The organism is Bradyrhizobium sp. 6(2017) (assembly GCF_011058295.2).
Classification (GTDB): domain Bacteria; phylum Pseudomonadota; class Alphaproteobacteria; order Rhizobiales; family Xanthobacteraceae; genus Bradyrhizobium; species Bradyrhizobium septentrionale.
On sequence record NZ_CP049289.2, the window covers coordinates 3,372,637 to 3,387,498 of the forward strand.

Genomic DNA, 14,862 nt, shown 5'->3' on the forward strand with positions numbered 1-14,862 from the left:
CCTCTGCCTGGGCGGGCTCTATTTCGGGAATATCTCTTTTATGATCGCATTGGTCCGTATCGCGCTGAGCCGGCCATATACTTTCGTCGTGCTCGCGATCCTGCTGCTGATTATCGGACCGCTGGCGGCGCTGCGCACGCCGACCGACATTTTTCCGGATATCCGCATCCCCGTGATCGGCGTGGTGTGGCAGTACACCGGCCTGCCGCCCGACCAGATGTCCGGCCGCATCACCACGCCGTTTCAGCGCGCGCTGACCACGACCGTCAACGACATCGAGCACATCGTCGCCAATTCCTACAACGGCGTCGGCATCATCAAGATCTTCTTCCAGCCCAATGTCGACATCCGCACCGCCAACGCGCAGGTCACCGCGATCTCGCAGACCCTGCTCAAGCAGATGCCGCCCGGCGCGACGCCGCCGCTGATCCTGAACTACAGCGCCTCGACGGTTCCGATCATCCAGGTCGCGCTGTCGGGCGAAGGCCTGACTGAGCAGAACCTCGCCGATATCGGCATCAACCAGCTGCGCACGCCGCTGGTCACTGTGCCCGGCGCCGCGATCCCGTATCCGTTCGGCGGCAAGCAGCGCCAGGTCCAGATCGATCTCAATTCGACGGCGCTGCAGGCCCGCGGCCTGTCGGGCCAGGACGTCGCCAACGCGCTCGCCGCGCAGAACCTGATCACGCCGGTCGGCACCCAGAAGATCGGCAATTTCGAATACACCATCAACCTCAACAACTCGCCGCTGCGGCTCGAGGAGCTGGGCGACCTGCCGGTCAAGCAGGTCAACGGCGCGATGGTTTATGTGCGTGACGTCGCCTCGGTCCGCGACGGAAACCCGCCGCAGACCAACATCGTCCATGTCGACGGCAACCGCTCGGTCCTGATGATGGTGCTGAAGGCCGGCGCCACGTCGACGCTCGATATCATCTCCGGCATCAAGCAGAAGGTGATCGAGGTCAAGGACCAGATGCCCGACGCGCTCAAGATCGGATTCATCGGCGATCAGTCGGTGTTCGTCCGCGGTGCGATTACCGGCGTCGCCTTCGAGGGCGTGATCGCAGCGCTCTTGACCAGCGTGATGATCCTGCTGTTCCTCGGCAGCTGGCGCTCGACCGTCATCATCGCGGTGTCGATCCCGTTGTCGGTGCTGGGCGCCATCATCATGCTGTCCCTGATCGGCGAGACGCTGAACATCATGACGCTCGGCGGCCTCGCGCTCGCGGTCGGCATCCTGGTCGACGACGCCACGGTGACGATCGAGAACATCAACTACCACCTCGAGCAGGGCAAGCCGGTCGAGCAGTCGATCCTCGACGGCGCCAACCAGATCGTGACGCCGGCCTTCGTCTCGCTGCTCTGCATCTGCATCGTGTTCGTGCCGATGTTCTTTCTGTCCGGCGTGGCGCGCTTCCTGTTCGTGCCGATGGCCGAAGCAGTGATGTTCGCGATGATCTGGTCGTTCATCCTGTCGCGCACTCTGGTGCCGACGATGGCGAACTATCTCTTGCAGCCGCATGTGCATCACGAGGGCGCGCCGCCGAAATCGCGCAATCCGTTGGTCTGGTTCCAGCGCGGCTTCGAGGCGCGGTTCGAGCGCATCCGCAGCGGCTATCGCGGCCTGCTCGTAATGGCGCTCGGTCATCGCACGGTGTTCGTGACCGGCTTCCTCGCGGTCGTCGCCGCATCGTTCCTGCTGGTGCCGTTCCTCGGGCGCAATTTCTTCCCGTCGGTCGACGCCGGCAACATCCTGATGCATGTCCGCACCCAGGTCGGCACCCGCGTCGAGGAGACCGCCAACCAGCTCGCCGACATCCAGAAGGCGATCCGCAAGCTGGTCCCCGGCGAGATCGAGACCATGACCGACAACATCGGCATGCCGATCTCCGGCATCAACATGACCTACAACAACACCGGCGTGATCGGTCCGCAGGACGGCGACATCCAGATCCGCCTGAAGGAAGGCCACAAGCCGACCGAGGAGCATGTCCGCGCGCTGCGTGAGCAATTGCCGCGGCTGTTCCCGGGCACCAGCTTCGCGTTCCTGCCGGCCGACATCGTCAGCCAGATCCTCAACTTCGGCGCGCCGGCGCCGATCGATTTGCAGATCCGCGGCGCCAATCTCGACGCCAACTTCGCCTATGCCAACAAGCTGCTCGCCAGGATCAAGCGCATGCCCGGCATCGCCGACGCCCGCATCCAGCAGTCGCCGAACAACCCGACCTTCAACATCGATGTCGACCGCACCCGCGCGCAATATGTCGGCCTGACCGAACGCGACGTCACCAACTCGCTGGTGGTGAACCTCGCCGGCTCCTCGCAGATCGCGCCGACCTATTACCTAAACCCGGACAACGGCGTGTCGTATTCGATCGTGATGCAGACGCCGCAATACCAGATCGACTCGCTGAGCGCGCTGCAGACGCTGCCGATCACCGCGACCGGCAACACCCAGGCGCCGATCCTCGGCGGCATCGCCGACATCAAGCGCGCGACCTCGAGCGCGGTGGTCTCGCAATATGACATCCAGTCGCTGGTGCAGATCTACGCGACGACGCAAGGCCGCGATCTCGGCGGCGTCGCCACCGACGTGCGCCAGCTGATCGCTGACACCGCCAAGGAAGTGCCGAAGGGCTCCTCCGTGGTGCTGCTCGGCCAGGTGCAGACCATGAACTCGGCCTTCACCGGCCTGTTGTTCGGCCTGCTCGGTGCGGTCGTACTGATCTACTTCCTGATCGTGGTGAACTTCCAGTCCTGGTCGGACCCGTTCGTGATCATCACGGCGCTGCCCGCAGCACTTGCCGGCATCGTCTGGATGCTGTTCACGACGCAGACCACGCTGTCGGTTCCGGCGCTGACCGGAGCCATCATGTGCATGGGCGTCGCGACCGCCAACAGCGTGCTGGTGATCAGCTTTGCGCGCGAGCGCTATGAGGAGCTCGGCGATCCCGTCGCGGCGGCGCTGGAGGCCGGATTCGTCCGGTTCCGCCCGGTGCTGATGACGGCGCTGGCCATGGTCATCGGCATGGCGCCGATGGCGCTGGGGCTGGGCGAGGGCGGCGAGCAGAACGCGCCGCTCGGCCGGGCCGTGATCGGCGGCCTGATCTTTGCAACCTTCGCGACGCTGATGTTTGTTCCCGTGGTATTCAGTATGGTACACAAGAAGCAAGGCGCCAAAGCCGCCGCCTCATCGGAGATTCCGCATGCCGCCCACTGAACAGCGCCCGCCGGTTTCGCGCCGGAAACTGGGCATCTTCGGCGTGGTGGCGCTGGTCGGCGCCGGCCTGATCGTCGGTACCGGGATCCGTGCCCGCGAGGAGCAGGACACGCGGCTGAAGGAATGGACCGACGACCAGGCCGTTCCGACCGTCGCCGTGGCACTGCCGACCGCCAAGGCGCTCACCCCCACCATCGACCTGCCAGGCCGGCTCGAGGCCTATTCCCGCGCGCCGATCTTCGCCCGGGTCTCCGGCTACCTGAAGACCTGGGACGTCGACATCGGAGCCCGCGTCAAGGCCGGCCAGGTGATCGCCGAAATCGAGGCGCCCGACCTCGACCAGCAATTGCTGCAGGCGCGCGCCGATCTCGCCAGCGCCCAGGCATCAGCCAAGCTCTCCGAGGCGACGCTGAACCGGCGCAAGACGCTGGTCGCCTCGAACTTCGTCTCGGCCCAGGAGATCGACGAGCGCACCGCCGACCTCTCCAACAAGAACGGTGCGGTCAAAGCCGGCCAGGCCAATGTCGAGCGGCTCGAAGCGCTCGCCGGTTACAAGAAGATCACGGCGCCGTTCGACGGCGTGGTGACCTCGCGCGACACCGACGTCGGCGCGCTGATCAATGCCGGCGGCAACTCGGGCCCCGCGATGTTCACGGTCTCCGACATCACCAAGCTTCGCGTTTACGTCAACGTGCCGCAGAATTACGTCCCGGCGATCAAGATGGGCGCCAAGGCCGCGCTGGTGTTGCCGGATTACCCGAACCGCACCTTCCAGGCGACGGTGGAGGCTTCCTCGCAGGCGGTCGATGTCGCCTCCGGCACGACGCGGATGCAGCTCGGGCTCGACAACTCGTCCGGCGAGCTGATGCCGGGCAGCTACGCCAGCGTGAAGCTCAATCTGCAGCGCGACTCCACGCCGCTCAGCATTCCTGCCAGCGCGCTGATCTTCAACAGCAACGGCCTGCGGGTCGCGACCGTCGGCCCTGACGACAAGGTGCTGTTCAAGACCGTGAAGATCGGCCGCGACCTCGGCAAGGACATCGAGCTCGCCTCGGGCCTCGCGCCCGACGACCGCATCATCACCGCCCCGCCGGACGGTCTCGCCGACGGCGACCACGTGCGCGTGACCGGCCCCGGCGCCAAGGGCAAGCCGACCACGGCGTCCGAGAAGCAGGACGTGAAGGGGTAGGGGAGGACGCAGCAGCGTTCTCTCCGTCATGCCCGGGCTTGTCCCGGGCATTTTCGTTTTCAGGTGATGCTTTGGGAGGGCACCTCTTACCTCTCCCCGCAAGAGCGGGGCGAGGGAGCCTTACACCGCGCCTGGGGCGAGAGTTCTTATCCCGCCCGCCATTCCAGCACGCCGTCGCCGGCGGTGACGATGTCGCCGAGCGTGCCGACCGGCGTGCGGTCCATGTCCTGCAGATACGCCAGCGTCGCCGTATCGCTGGCCGGGATGCGGCCGAGCGTGCGGCGGCCGTCCTCGGTGCGCAGCATGGTGACGCCATGCTCGACCTCGCCATTGGCGCGGTAAATCACGGTGAAGGCTTCGACCTTGCTCTTGCCCGCGGCCTCCGCGGTGAAATCGGGCACGTCACGCCTGTTGCGGTCCGCTTCCGCCTGCACGGAGGTGTCCTGCTTGAGCGCCGTCGTCGGCGCCGCGCGCGACAGCACGAGGCCATGATGCTTGGTGACGAAGCCGCCCTGGCCGTAGAGCAGGCCGAGCGTGCCGCCGCTGCGGAGCTTGCGCACCATCGCGCAGGCCGAATGCGTCATGTAGGTGTTGAGCGGCGCGCCGAAGAACGTAAGACCACCCGTCACGGTCGGCTGCACGTCGGCACCGAGGCCGAGTGTGCGGCGCGCCATCTTCGGCACGCAGGGGAAGCAGCTATACAGCTCGATCGCATCGAACTTCCTGCCGTCGCCGCCGACGAGGTCCATCACCGCCTTCAGCACCGCATTCTGCGCGTGGCTCTCGACGAACTGATCGCGGATCAGATAGTCGCGCGGCTCTTCCGCCGAGGCGCCGCCGAGCGGATAGATCAGCTTGTCCTCCGGCACGCCGGCAGCGCGCGCCTTGGCAAGGCTGGTCAGGATCAGCGCGCCACCCATGTTCACCGTCGGGTTCGCCACCATCAGTTTTGTATACGGCCAGGCGATCATCCGGTTATCGGGCGTTGCGGTGGTGATCTCGTCGCCGGTGAAGCGCTTCTTCAGCCACGAGTTCGGATTGTCGGCCGCAACGCGCGCATAGGTCGACCACAGATCGCCGGATTCCTTCAGCGCCTCGCGCGGGGTCTGGCCCCAATGCGCCGAGGTTGCGGACTCATAGAGCGGATAGACCGTGATTGGCCTGAAGACGCCGAGCGACACCGCCAGCGGCTTCTGGAACGCGGCGCCGCGCTTCGGCTCCTCGACGTCGTGTGCGAACGGCGTCCACGGCAGTTCGACGCCGGCGCGCTGCGCCTTGGTCGCGGTCGACTGCGCCTCCGCGCCGCACACCGCGGCGACACTGCATTCGCCGCGCGCAATGCGCTGCGCTGCCTCATGCAGATAGCGGATCGGGCTCTCGCCGCCGACCGGGCCGTAATAGAGATGCGAAGGCTGAACGCCGAGCCGCTGCGCCAGCTGCTTCTCGGGATCGCGGTAACGCCAGCTCAGGAAGTTGACGACGTCGAGCGACTGCACGTCAGAGAGCAGCTTGGCCCCGCTGTCGGCCTCGGCGCGCTTCAGCGCCTCCTCGAGCAAGGTGAGCGGCTCGAGGCCGGCGGCGATGTCCTTCGGACGATCGACGATCTCGCCGACGCCGACGATGACGGGAATGCGGTCTTCGGGGATGCTGTTCGACATTCTTGTTGGTTCACTCTGCGGTATTGGACTCGATCGTTGTTCTGGGCGTCATTGCGAGCGAAGCGAAGCAATCCACATCTCCACACGGGGATAGGTTGGATTGCTTCGTCGCTTCGCACCTCGCAATGACGAGGAGGGGCCGCGTGCACTCACTCCGCCACCAGCGCGTTCATGTGCTCGACGGCTTCGACAAAGTCTTCCTTGAACTCCTGCACCACGGCGCCGGCCGACTTCACGCTGTCGATCAGGCCGACGCCCTGGCCGACGAAGTAGGTGACGAGATCGCGCGCCTTCTCGTTGCCGGCCGCAGCCGAGCGGTCGATGGCATTGAAGGCGTCGCGGCTGATGATGCTTTGCAGCGGCATCGGCAGCGCACCGGGGCTGTCCGGCGAGCGGTCCCAGGCATCGGTCCAGACCGAGCGGAGCTGGCGCGCCGGCTTGCCGGTGCGGCCCTTGGAGCGGATCGCGTCGCGCGAGGACGCCGCGATCATCTTCTCGCGGAAAATCTCCGAGGTCTCCGACTCCACGGTGGCAAGCCACACCGAGCCGGTCCAGGCGCCGGCCGCGCCCATCGCCATGCAGGCCGCCATCTGGCTGCCGGTCATGATGCCGCCGGCGGCGAGCACCGGCACGTCGCGGATCTTCCTGACCGCCTTGATCACCTCGGGCACCAGCACCATGGTCGAGACCTCGCCGCAATGGCCGCCGGCCTCGGTGCCCTGTGCGACCAGGATGTCGACGCCCGCCGCGACCTGGCGCAGCGCGTGCTCCTTGGAGCCGACCAATGCCGCCACCGGCACGCCGTGCTTGCGGCCCATCTCGATCATCGCCTTCGGCGGCACGCCGAGCGCATTGGCGATCAGCCGGATCGGATGCCGGAACGAGACCTCGAGCAGTTGCAGCGCGGTCTCGGCATCGAAAGGCTGTGGCTGGTTGTCGGCGACGTTTCGGCTCGTCAGCTCGATGTCGTATTTCTTCAGCAGATTGCGGGTGAAGTCGCGATGCTCCTGCGAGACGCGCGCCTCCAGGCTCTTCCAGGTGACGTTCTTCTCACCCGCGGTCGAGATGTTTTCCGGGATCAGCACGTCGATGCCATAGGGCTTGCCGTCGACATGCGCATCGATCCACTTCAGCTCCTGCTCCAGCGTGTCCGGCGTGTGCGCGGTCGCGCCGAACACGCCAAAGCCGCCGGCGCGGCTGACCGCCGCCACCACGTCGCGGCAGTGGCTGAAAGCGAGCAGGGGGAAATCGATTCCCAGCATGTCGCAGATCGGTGATTTCATGGAGCGGTTCTCCCGGCAGCCGTTTTTTGTGCTTGTTGGCATCAGGCTTCCGCGACGCTAGCGCATCATGGATGGCTAAGCCAAGCCGGTTTCGGCTACCGCGATCTTGCGTGCAAGCGCTGCTCTGGCTGCATCCCTCGCGGCGCATTCCGCAAGGTAGAAAATGCGGGAGAACGGGGTGGGCAAAGCCAGCTGTGCCCACCATCTAGTGCGGACATGCACGGCGGTCGCCGCGCCACCTTGGAAAAACGTAAATCGGGAGCCAATGACGTGACTGACACCCCTGCCTACGAGCCGCCAAAAGTCTGGACCTGGAACAAGGAGAGCGGCGGGCGTTTCGCCAGCATCAACCGGCCGATCGCCGGCCCGACCCATGACAAGGAACTGCCGGTCGGCCGTCACCCGCTGCAACTCTACTCGCTGGCGACGCCGAACGGCGTGAAGGTCACGGTGATGCTGGAAGAGCTGCTCGCCGCGGGGCACAAGGGTGCGGAATACGACGCCTGGCTGATCAAGATCGACGGCAACCAGTTCGGCAGCGGCTTTGTCGCGGTCAATCCGAACTCGAAGATCCCGGCGCTGATGGACCGCAGCGGATCGGAGCCGATCCGAGTGTTCGAGTCCGGCTCGATCCTGGTTTATCTGGCGGAAAAATTCGGCGCATTCCTGCCGACCGACGCCAAGACGCGCGCCGAAACCTTCTCCTGGCTGTTCTGGCAGATGGGTGCCGCGCCCTATCTCGGCGGCGGCTTCGGGCATTTCTATGCCTACGCCCCGACCAAGATCGAATACGCCATCGATCGCTTTGCGATGGAGGTGAAGCGCCAGCTCGACGTGCTCGACCGCCGTCTCGCCGATAGCGAATATCTCGCGGGCGACGTCTATACCATCGCCGACATGGCGGTGTGGCCCTGGTACGGCAGCCTGGCCAAGGGCCTGCTTTACGGTGGCGGCGAATTCCTCTCGGTGCAGGACTACAAGAACGTGCAGCGCTGGACCGACGCGATCGCGGCACGGCCTGCGGTGAGGCGCGGCCGCATGGTCAACCGCACCTGGGGCGAGCCGTCGAGCCAGCTCCACGAGCGGCATGAGGCCAGCGATTTCGAGACCAGGACGCAGGACAAGATCGGCGAGCAAGCGGCGTCGTAGCGTCGCCAGCAAGCTTCGGCCTCTCGGTGAAACTCGTCATGCCCGGCCTTGTGCCGGGCATCCACGTCTTTGCTTCAATGCGGCCTGAAAGACGTGGATGGCCGGGACAAGCCCGGCCATGACGACGAATTAGCGAATCGCAATCCGCCCTCGTGCGCGGAAGACATCGGCGGGTTACGCCTTCGGCCAACCCGCCCTACGCATCATTGAAGCAAATCGTCGTACTCCGGATGCTTCTTCATGAAGCCCTGGATGAACTCGCACTTCACGACGAGCTTGCGGCCCTGCGCGCGCACCGCCTCCAGCGTGGCGCGGGCGAGCTTTGAGCCGATGCCGCGGCCGCCGAGCTCCGGCGGCACCTCGGTATGCACCAGCGTGATCGCATCCGGCGTCTTGCGGTAGACCACGAAGGCGGTGGCGCCGTCGACTTTGAGCTCGAACCGGCTCTGCGCCTCGTTGTCCTGGAATGCTTCGCTCATTTATCTTCCTCGGTTATTTCTTCTGCGCGCCCTCGGCTGCGGGAAACACCACGCGGTCGTCGGTGCGGCAATAGCGGTCGGCGAACATGCGGCCGATCGGGTGGTAGCGCTCCATGTGCACGCGCATCGCCTCGCGATCCCACAATTCGTCGCGGATGTGGAAGTGGATGCCTTCGCCCATGATCAGCTGGCGGTCGCCGTTGACGTCGATCAGCTTCCAGGTCTTGCACTCCATCGCGAAAGGGGCGTCGGCAAGCCGGGGTACCGCGATCCTGCGCGAGGGCGCGAGCTTGAGGCCGAGATAGTCGGGCTCGCCGATCTCGGGCGGGAAGTCGCCCGAGCTCTCGTGCATCGCGCGCGCCAACGGTTCGTCGGTGAGGTTGACCACGAACTCACCTGTGCGCTGGATGTTGATGAAGGTGTCCTTCTCGCGGCCGTCGGGCCGACGGTTGACCGCGAACATGCAGAGCGGTGGGTCCTCGCAGAACACGTTGAAGAAGGAAAACGGCGCCGCATTGACCACGCCATCCGGCCCGATGCTGGTCACCCAGGCGATCGGCCGCGGCAGCACGAAGGAAGTCAGCACCTTGTAGCATTCGCGCTGGGTGAGGTCGCTTGGGGCGTATTCCATGGGATGATCCGGAAGAGCGTAGGGCGGGTTAGCGAAGCGTAACCCGCCGCGGGCGCACAGCAAAGTAAAAGGCGGGTTACGCTTGCGCTAACCCGCCCTACCAAACTTGCTTACCTCGCCCCGCGAAGAGCGGGGAAGAGAAAAAAGCCTACGGCATGCTCAGCTCGTGGCGGCCGACCACCATCCAGTGCACCTCGTCCGGACCGTCGGCGAAGCGCAGATGGCGGACGTCCTGGTACATCTCGCCGAGCGGGCTCCATTGCGAAATGCCGGTGGCGCCGTGCATCTGGATCGCCTGGTCGATGATCTTGCAGGTGCGCTCCGGCACCATGGCCTTGACCATGCTGACCCAGATCCGCGCTTCCTTGTTGCCGAGCACGTCCATCGCCTTGGCAGCCTTGAGCACCATCAGCCGCATCGCTTCGATCTCGCAGCGCGCCTGCGCGATGATCTGCAAATTGCCGCCAAGATGGGCGATCTTCTTGCCGAAGGCTTCGCGGGTCAGGCCACGCGACACCATCAGGTCGAGCGCCTTCTCGGCCTTCCCGATCGTGCGCATGCAGTGATGGATGCGGCCCGGGCCGAGACGGACCTGCGAAATCTCGAAGCCGCGGCCCTCGCCGAGCAGCATGTTCGCCTTCGGCACCCGGCAATTGTTGAAGCGCAGATGCATGTGGCCGCGCGGCGCGTGGTCGTGGCCGAACACATGCATCGGGCCGAGGATCTCGACGCCGGGGGTGTCGATCGGGACCAGGATCTGCGATTGCTGCTTGCTTGGCGCAGCGTCCGGATTGGTCTTCACCATCACGATCATGATCTTGCAGCGCGGATCGCCGGCGCCGGAGATGTAGTACTTCTCGCCGTTGATCACCCACTCGTCGCCGACGAGCTTTGCGGTGGTCGAGATGTTCTTGGCGTCGGAGGAGGCGACGTTCGGCTCGGTCATCGCATAGGCCGAGCGGATCTCGCCGTTGAGCAGCGGCTTCAGCCATTTCTCCTTCTGCTCCTTGGTGCCGACGCGCTCCAGCACTTCCATGTTGCCGGTGTCGGGCGCGGAGCAATTCATGGTCTCCGACGCCAGCGGATTCTTCGCAAGCTCGACGGCGATATAGGCATAGTCGAGGTTCTTCAGGCCCTGGCCGGTCTCGTCATCGGGCAGGAAGAAGTTCCACAGCCCTTCCTCCTTGGCCTTGTCCTTGGCCTTCTGCAATACCGCGAGCTGCTCCGGCGTGAAGCTCCAACGGTCCTTCTTGCCCTCGGCGAGTCGCATGAACTCGACCGACATCGGATCGACGGTCTCACGGATGAACTTCTTGACGTGCTCGTAAAGCGGACGAACCTCGTCCGACATCCTGAGATCGTTGAGTTCTTCGCCAGGATTGAGATTGTAGGTCGTGGTTCGCGGGATATAGGCGTGTTTCATTCTTGGTCCTCCCATCAGCGAGATTTCGCGTTGCGGCCGACAATAGACTTAGGATTTGCGAAGCGCGAGCATGCTTTTCGGCGTGATCCCTGCCGCATCGCGGAATATCGCGACAGCGTTTAAAACGTTGTTTAAACGCCGTCGGTCTCAAGATCGAATTTGGCGGCAGGCGCTCAGACCATCCGGTGCATCGCGCAGATCTTGTTGCCGTCGAGATCGCGCAGATAGGCGAGGTAGAGCTTGACGCCAGAACCTTCCCGCACGCCGGGCGGGTTCTCACAGGGCTTGCCGCCGTTAGCGACGCCGGCCGCATGCCAGGGCTCGACCTGCTCCGGCGAATTGCAGGCAAAGCCGATCGTGCCGCCATTGGCGTGCGTCGCCGGTTCGCCGTTGATCGGTTTGGAAACCATGAAAATGCCGGCCTTGGTGAGGTACATAATGCGGTGACCGTCGACCCGGGCCGGCCGGACATCGAGCGTGGCCAGCAACGCGTCATAGAACGCCTTGGCCTTGTCCAGGTCGTTGGTGCCGATCATCACGTGTGAAAACATCTGAAATATCCTCCCTGCTTGTCTTGGCGCGTTGTTTTGGCGCGTTGTCTTGGCGCGCCGCAATGCCGCGCAATGTCCCGCATGCCGCGCGCGCCGGTCAAACGCTAGCAGCAGATTTGCCGCGGCGGAAGCGGCCTCGAGGCGTGCGGTGTTCGGAAGCGACGTTGTTTCCATGGTCATTCCCCGGTGCGCAATTGCGCACCTGAGGGCTCGCGAAGCGAGAACCCGGAATGACGGTGAGGTGAGCACGCCGCTTAGGCTCCCTCTCCCCTTGCGGGAGAGGGTGGGGAGAGGGGTGGCCCCGGGCGAGCTGATCGATGAGTGCATCGGTCTCGCAACGTGTTCGCTTGCCGCTGTGACAAATTCGGAGAGAGTTCGCCGTATGGCACCCTCTCCCTCACCCTCTCCCGCAAGGGGAGAGGGAACCCTTCCGCTAGTGCTTCCCTCACGCGCTCAATCACTGAGTTGCCCGACGTGGCAAGACCCTCCGCCAAAGGCAATTCGGTTTATCGGAATAGCAACTCGGTGTATGGTGCACCCGTCTCACCCGATCGAGGGCGCTTCGCGGTCGTCACGAACGCGGTGTGGGATGCGGTGGACGCCGAATGCGCAACTGACGAGTGCGCATGAGGCGGACGGCGAAGTCGTGTGGGCTCTATTTTGATCTCAGGCGAGCCCCACTGGCCTCCATCGAGCCTATGAAAACCCTTTAAAACTAGGCTCTTTTGGTAATACGCTTTTCCATCAAGGCCGCTGGGGGCTTCGCTGAACCGTCGCTGCTGGGGCAAGGCCCCAGCGCGGTATCCGCCCCGATCCGCCTGAGAGCACCCCATGCCCAACATCACCGAGAAAAACTGCCGCGCGCAGGTCAAGCAGCGCCGCAAGATCTATGACGCCTCTTGCGCTGGCTTCTACGTCAGCCTGAGCCCGACAGCGCCGCCGACCTTCTCCCTGAAATATACCTGCCCGATCACCAAGAGGCGCGGCACGCATCGCCTGGGCGTCTACCAAATGCCCGAGCATGACCTTGCGTTCTGGCGGAAGGAAGCGTGGAAGCTGAAGCTAAGGATCGCCAATGGCGAGGATGTAGCGCAGACAGCCCGGCAGGTCCGCAGTCGGCAAGCCAAGCAGGCAGGCATCACGGTTGGCGAGATCATCGACAAGCGCATCGCTTGGATCAGCGAGGAGGTCCAGACGCGCCGCCACACTGAGCATGGCGTGGTCATCAAAAAAGCCCCGCGCATGAAGAGCTGACATCGCGCAGCTGCAGGCCGACATCCTCGCAGGCAAGCTGATCCTATACGGCAAGCCGCTGAAAGCATCGGTCTCCAGCGCCCGGCATATGCGCAAGGCTGTATCGGGGCTCTTCAACTGGGCGGCTGAAGCTGGCCGCGACTATGTCTGCGCATCGCCCTGCGTGAACCTGCCCCTGTTGCCCCCCGAGGAGCCGCGCAAGCGCAAGCTGAGCCCTGACGAGATCAAGGTGCTCTGGCATGGGCTAGACCGGCCCGACATCACCACGGATCGCCGCATCTGCCTCGCGATCAAGTTCGCGCTGGTCAGCATGCTGCGGTCGGTCGAGCTGCTGCACATCCATCGCGATGAACTGCAGGGCGATCTGAACAGCGCCGCGCCGCTGGTGGTGATCTCCGAGGAGCGCGTCAAGGCGGGCCGGGAAATTCATCAGCCGCTGTCCGATCTGGCGGTCGAGATCGCCAAGGAAGCCATGGGCAATTATCCGTGGCTGTTCGCGGGCCGCTGGCAGGACGAGCCTTTGAACCGCAAGGCGATGGCCTGCGCGCTGCGGGGCAACAAGACCAAGCGGAACGGCAAGGTGGTCGTGCGGTCCATCGGGCTTTGCGAACTGCTCGGCATCAAACCTTTCACGCCCCATGATCTGCGCCGCACCGCCGCCAGCCTGATGGGCAGCATCGGAATCCCGCGCTCGATCATCTCGCTATGCCTCGACCATACCGTCGCGAAGGACGAGCACGGGGATGTCTCGGCGATCACCGGCAAGGTCTACGATCAGGACCCGCGCATCGGCGAAAAGCGCGAGGCCCTTCAGAAACTGGCTAATGAGATCAGGCGCATTGTCGCCGAACCCATGGAAGCCGCTGATGCTGGGCCGCGGCTGGCAGCATGACGCAAGGAAATAATTGCCAAGAGAGGAGCAACTACTATGGCGACCACCGACGAAGCCGTCACTGGCGTTCGAGCACTGCATCATAGCCTGATCGCGCGCGGCGAAACCTATCGCAAGCTCATTTGCGCAACCCCGGACTCCAACGTCGAGGGGGCCGTCGCTTACGACGAGTTCATGGCCATGCATATCATGCGTGAAATCGCCGCCGTGACTGGCTTCTCCAGCATCGCTGTGCTGAAGCTGGCCGACCTTCAAGAGGCGCTGCATACCGTCTTGCTGTCCGATGGCTTAGACGGTTCGATTGAAGCGGCGCAGCGCCATGTCGCAACCGTCAAAGAACAGTCCCAGCGAGACGAATACGAGAGCACTGCCTCCCGCCGTGCCTTTAACAAGCTGCCACCACTCAACTCGTAAGCCGCCGCTAAGTGCCTGATCTTAGCAGCAGAGAGCCCGCTCCAGATCGAGGCGGGCTCTTTGGCGTCGTACATTCTCGCCTTGCGGGAAAGTCAATAGCGGGAATTGTCGAATAAAATCAATCGGCAATCGCCCGAGTGTTAGGTCAGTGTATAAACGTGCCATTTTTGCTTGCGCCATAGTAGATTTCCCTTGGCGCGGATATGTTTCACTCCGTCAATTGTTGAAACTCGAGGGGGTCGACATGGTTGTAGCCGAAACTCTCGGCGGCTTAAGCGCACTCAAAGCTGCGCTTGATATGACAAAAGCGCTCAAGGACATCAACGACGCCACCATCCGAAATGCGGCGGTCATTGAACTTCAAGAAAAGATACTGGCCGCGCGAGAGGAACAGACAGCGCTCTTGGAAAAAGTCGGTCAACTCGAAAAGACGGTGGCTGATTTTGACAGATGGGACGTTGAAAAGGAAAACTACCAACTTGTGACCATCAGCGCCGACACCTTCGCCTATTTGCGCAAGCCCCCCGCTGCCGGCAACCTCCCGTCCCATTACATCTGTCCGAATTGCTACGAAGATCGCAAAAAGAAAATCTTGCAACGCTCCGATGCAGCACATCTAATGTGTCCCGATTGCAAGACGAGACTGCGCTTCGATTCAGACGAAGCGAGGAAGTTTAATAGGCAGCTTCCGCCTCGTTCTGGCGGCTGGACTTAGTTCG

13 protein-coding genes are annotated in these 14,862 nt (G+C 63.8%); 7 read left to right on the plus strand and 6 right to left on the minus strand.

The annotated features are described in order from the left end of the window. The first annotated feature begins 40 nt into the window (after positions 1 to 40). Entirely contained in the window at positions 41 to 3,220 is a 3,180-nt protein-coding gene (locus G6P99_RS15745; RefSeq protein ID WP_165128693.1) for an efflux RND transporter permease subunit, read from the plus strand. Further along, positions 3,207 to 4,409, plus strand: coding sequence for an efflux RND transporter periplasmic adaptor subunit (locus G6P99_RS15750; RefSeq protein WP_029078020.1), 1,203 nt, complete (start codon positions 3,207 to 3,209; stop codon positions 4,407 to 4,409). Before G6P99_RS15745 ends, G6P99_RS15750 begins: the two co-directional genes overlap by 14 nt. A 146-nt stretch (positions 4,410 to 4,555) precedes the next feature. Here the strand turns inward: G6P99_RS15750 and G6P99_RS15755 are convergent, their stop codons facing one another. Then, the gene (locus tag G6P99_RS15755) at positions 4,556 to 6,067 is read right to left on the minus strand and encodes an acetyl-CoA acetyltransferase (RefSeq protein ID WP_029078019.1); all 1,512 of its coding nucleotides are present in this window, start codon (positions 6,065 to 6,067) and stop codon (positions 4,556 to 4,558) included. 149 nt (positions 6,068 to 6,216) lie between these two features. Beyond that, positions 6,217 to 7,350 (minus strand): nitronate monooxygenase, encoded by a 1,134-nt coding sequence (locus G6P99_RS15760; RefSeq protein WP_029078018.1) that lies wholly within the window; start codon positions 7,348 to 7,350, stop codon positions 6,217 to 6,219. A 270-nt stretch (positions 7,351 to 7,620) separates the two neighbouring features. Between G6P99_RS15760 and yghU the strand changes: the two genes are divergently transcribed. Then, complete coding sequence (yghU, locus tag G6P99_RS15765) at positions 7,621 to 8,499, plus strand: glutathione-dependent disulfide-bond oxidoreductase (RefSeq protein ID WP_029078017.1); 879 nt, start codon at positions 7,621 to 7,623, stop codon at positions 8,497 to 8,499. A 203-nt stretch (positions 8,500 to 8,702) separates the two neighbouring features. On the opposite strand, the gene G6P99_RS15770 is transcribed toward yghU, so the two are convergent. The 4 genes from G6P99_RS15770 to G6P99_RS15785 form a co-directional block, all read right to left on the minus strand. Continuing rightward, on the minus strand, positions 8,703 to 8,978 hold the full coding sequence (locus G6P99_RS15770; protein ID WP_029078016.1) for a GNAT family N-acetyltransferase: 276 nt from the start codon (positions 8,976 to 8,978) through the stop codon (positions 8,703 to 8,705). Between the two features lie 13 nt (positions 8,979 to 8,991). Then, positions 8,992 to 9,609, minus strand: coding sequence for a flavin reductase family protein (locus G6P99_RS15775; RefSeq protein ID WP_029078015.1), 618 nt, complete (start codon positions 9,607 to 9,609; stop codon positions 8,992 to 8,994). Positions 9,610 to 9,757: 148 nt separating this feature from the next. Then, complete coding sequence (locus G6P99_RS15780; protein WP_029078014.1) at positions 9,758 to 11,032, minus strand: acyl-CoA dehydrogenase family protein; 1,275 nt, start codon at positions 11,030 to 11,032, stop codon at positions 9,758 to 9,760. A gap of 173 nt (positions 11,033 to 11,205) precedes the next feature. Continuing rightward, a complete protein-coding gene (locus G6P99_RS15785; protein ID WP_029078013.1) occupies positions 11,206 to 11,583 on the minus strand; it encodes a VOC family protein in 378 nt (125 codons plus the stop codon). An 831-nt stretch (positions 11,584 to 12,414) separates the two neighbouring features. Between G6P99_RS15785 and G6P99_RS15790 the strand changes: the two genes are divergently transcribed. The 4 genes from G6P99_RS15790 (at position 12,415) to G6P99_RS15805 (ending at position 14,858) form a co-directional block, all read left to right on the plus strand. Further along, positions 12,415 to 12,837: an integrase arm-type DNA-binding domain-containing protein gene (locus G6P99_RS15790; RefSeq protein ID WP_165128695.1), complete on the plus strand. Its 423-nt coding sequence runs from the start codon at positions 12,415 to 12,417 to the stop codon at positions 12,835 to 12,837. Positions 12,838 to 12,925: 88 nt separating this feature from the next. Then, positions 12,926 to 13,729, plus strand: coding sequence for a tyrosine-type recombinase/integrase (locus G6P99_RS15795; RefSeq protein ID WP_165128697.1), 804 nt, complete (start codon positions 12,926 to 12,928; stop codon positions 13,727 to 13,729). 36 nt (positions 13,730 to 13,765) lie between these two features. After that, complete coding sequence (locus tag G6P99_RS15800; protein WP_029084099.1) at positions 13,766 to 14,143, plus strand: hypothetical protein; 378 nt, start codon at positions 13,766 to 13,768, stop codon at positions 14,141 to 14,143. A 244-nt stretch (positions 14,144 to 14,387) separates the two neighbouring features. Continuing rightward, a complete protein-coding gene (locus tag G6P99_RS15805; protein WP_156928903.1) occupies positions 14,388 to 14,858 on the plus strand; it encodes a hypothetical protein in 471 nt (156 codons plus the stop codon). Positions 14,859 to 14,862: the final 4 nt, after the last annotated feature.

Bases quoted from the DNA above. Each gene is read 5' to 3' on its own strand.
- G6P99_RS15745 (WP_165128693.1), top strand. From the start codon at position 41: ATGATCGCATTGGTCCGTATCGCGCTGAGCCGGCCATATACTTTCGTC.
- G6P99_RS15750 (WP_029078020.1), top strand. From the start codon at position 3,207: ATGCCGCCCACTGAACAGCGCCCGCCGGTTTCGCGCCGGAAACTGGGC.
- G6P99_RS15755 (WP_029078019.1), bottom strand. From the start codon at position 6,067: ATGTCGAACAGCATCCCCGAAGACCGCATTCCCGTCATCGTCGGCGTC.
- G6P99_RS15760 (WP_029078018.1), bottom strand. From the start codon at position 7,350: ATGAAATCACCGATCTGCGACATGCTGGGAATCGATTTCCCCCTGCTC.
- G6P99_RS15770 (WP_029078016.1), bottom strand. From the start codon at position 8,978: ATGAGCGAAGCATTCCAGGACAACGAGGCGCAGAGCCGGTTCGAGCTC.
- G6P99_RS15775 (WP_029078015.1), bottom strand. From the start codon at position 9,609: ATGGAATACGCCCCAAGCGACCTCACCCAGCGCGAATGCTACAAGGTG.
- G6P99_RS15780 (WP_029078014.1), bottom strand. From the start codon at position 11,032: ATGAAACACGCCTATATCCCGCGAACCACGACCTACAATCTCAATCCT.
- G6P99_RS15785 (WP_029078013.1), bottom strand. From the start codon at position 11,583: ATGTTTTCACACGTGATGATCGGCACCAACGACCTGGACAAGGCCAAG.
- G6P99_RS15790 (WP_165128695.1), top strand. From the start codon at position 12,415: ATGCCCAACATCACCGAGAAAAACTGCCGCGCGCAGGTCAAGCAGCGC.
- G6P99_RS15795 (WP_165128697.1), top strand. From the start codon at position 12,926: ATGCGCAAGGCTGTATCGGGGCTCTTCAACTGGGCGGCTGAAGCTGGC.
- G6P99_RS15800 (WP_029084099.1), top strand. From the start codon at position 13,766: ATGGCGACCACCGACGAAGCCGTCACTGGCGTTCGAGCACTGCATCAT.
- G6P99_RS15805 (WP_156928903.1), top strand. From the start codon at position 14,388: ATGGTTGTAGCCGAAACTCTCGGCGGCTTAAGCGCACTCAAAGCTGCG.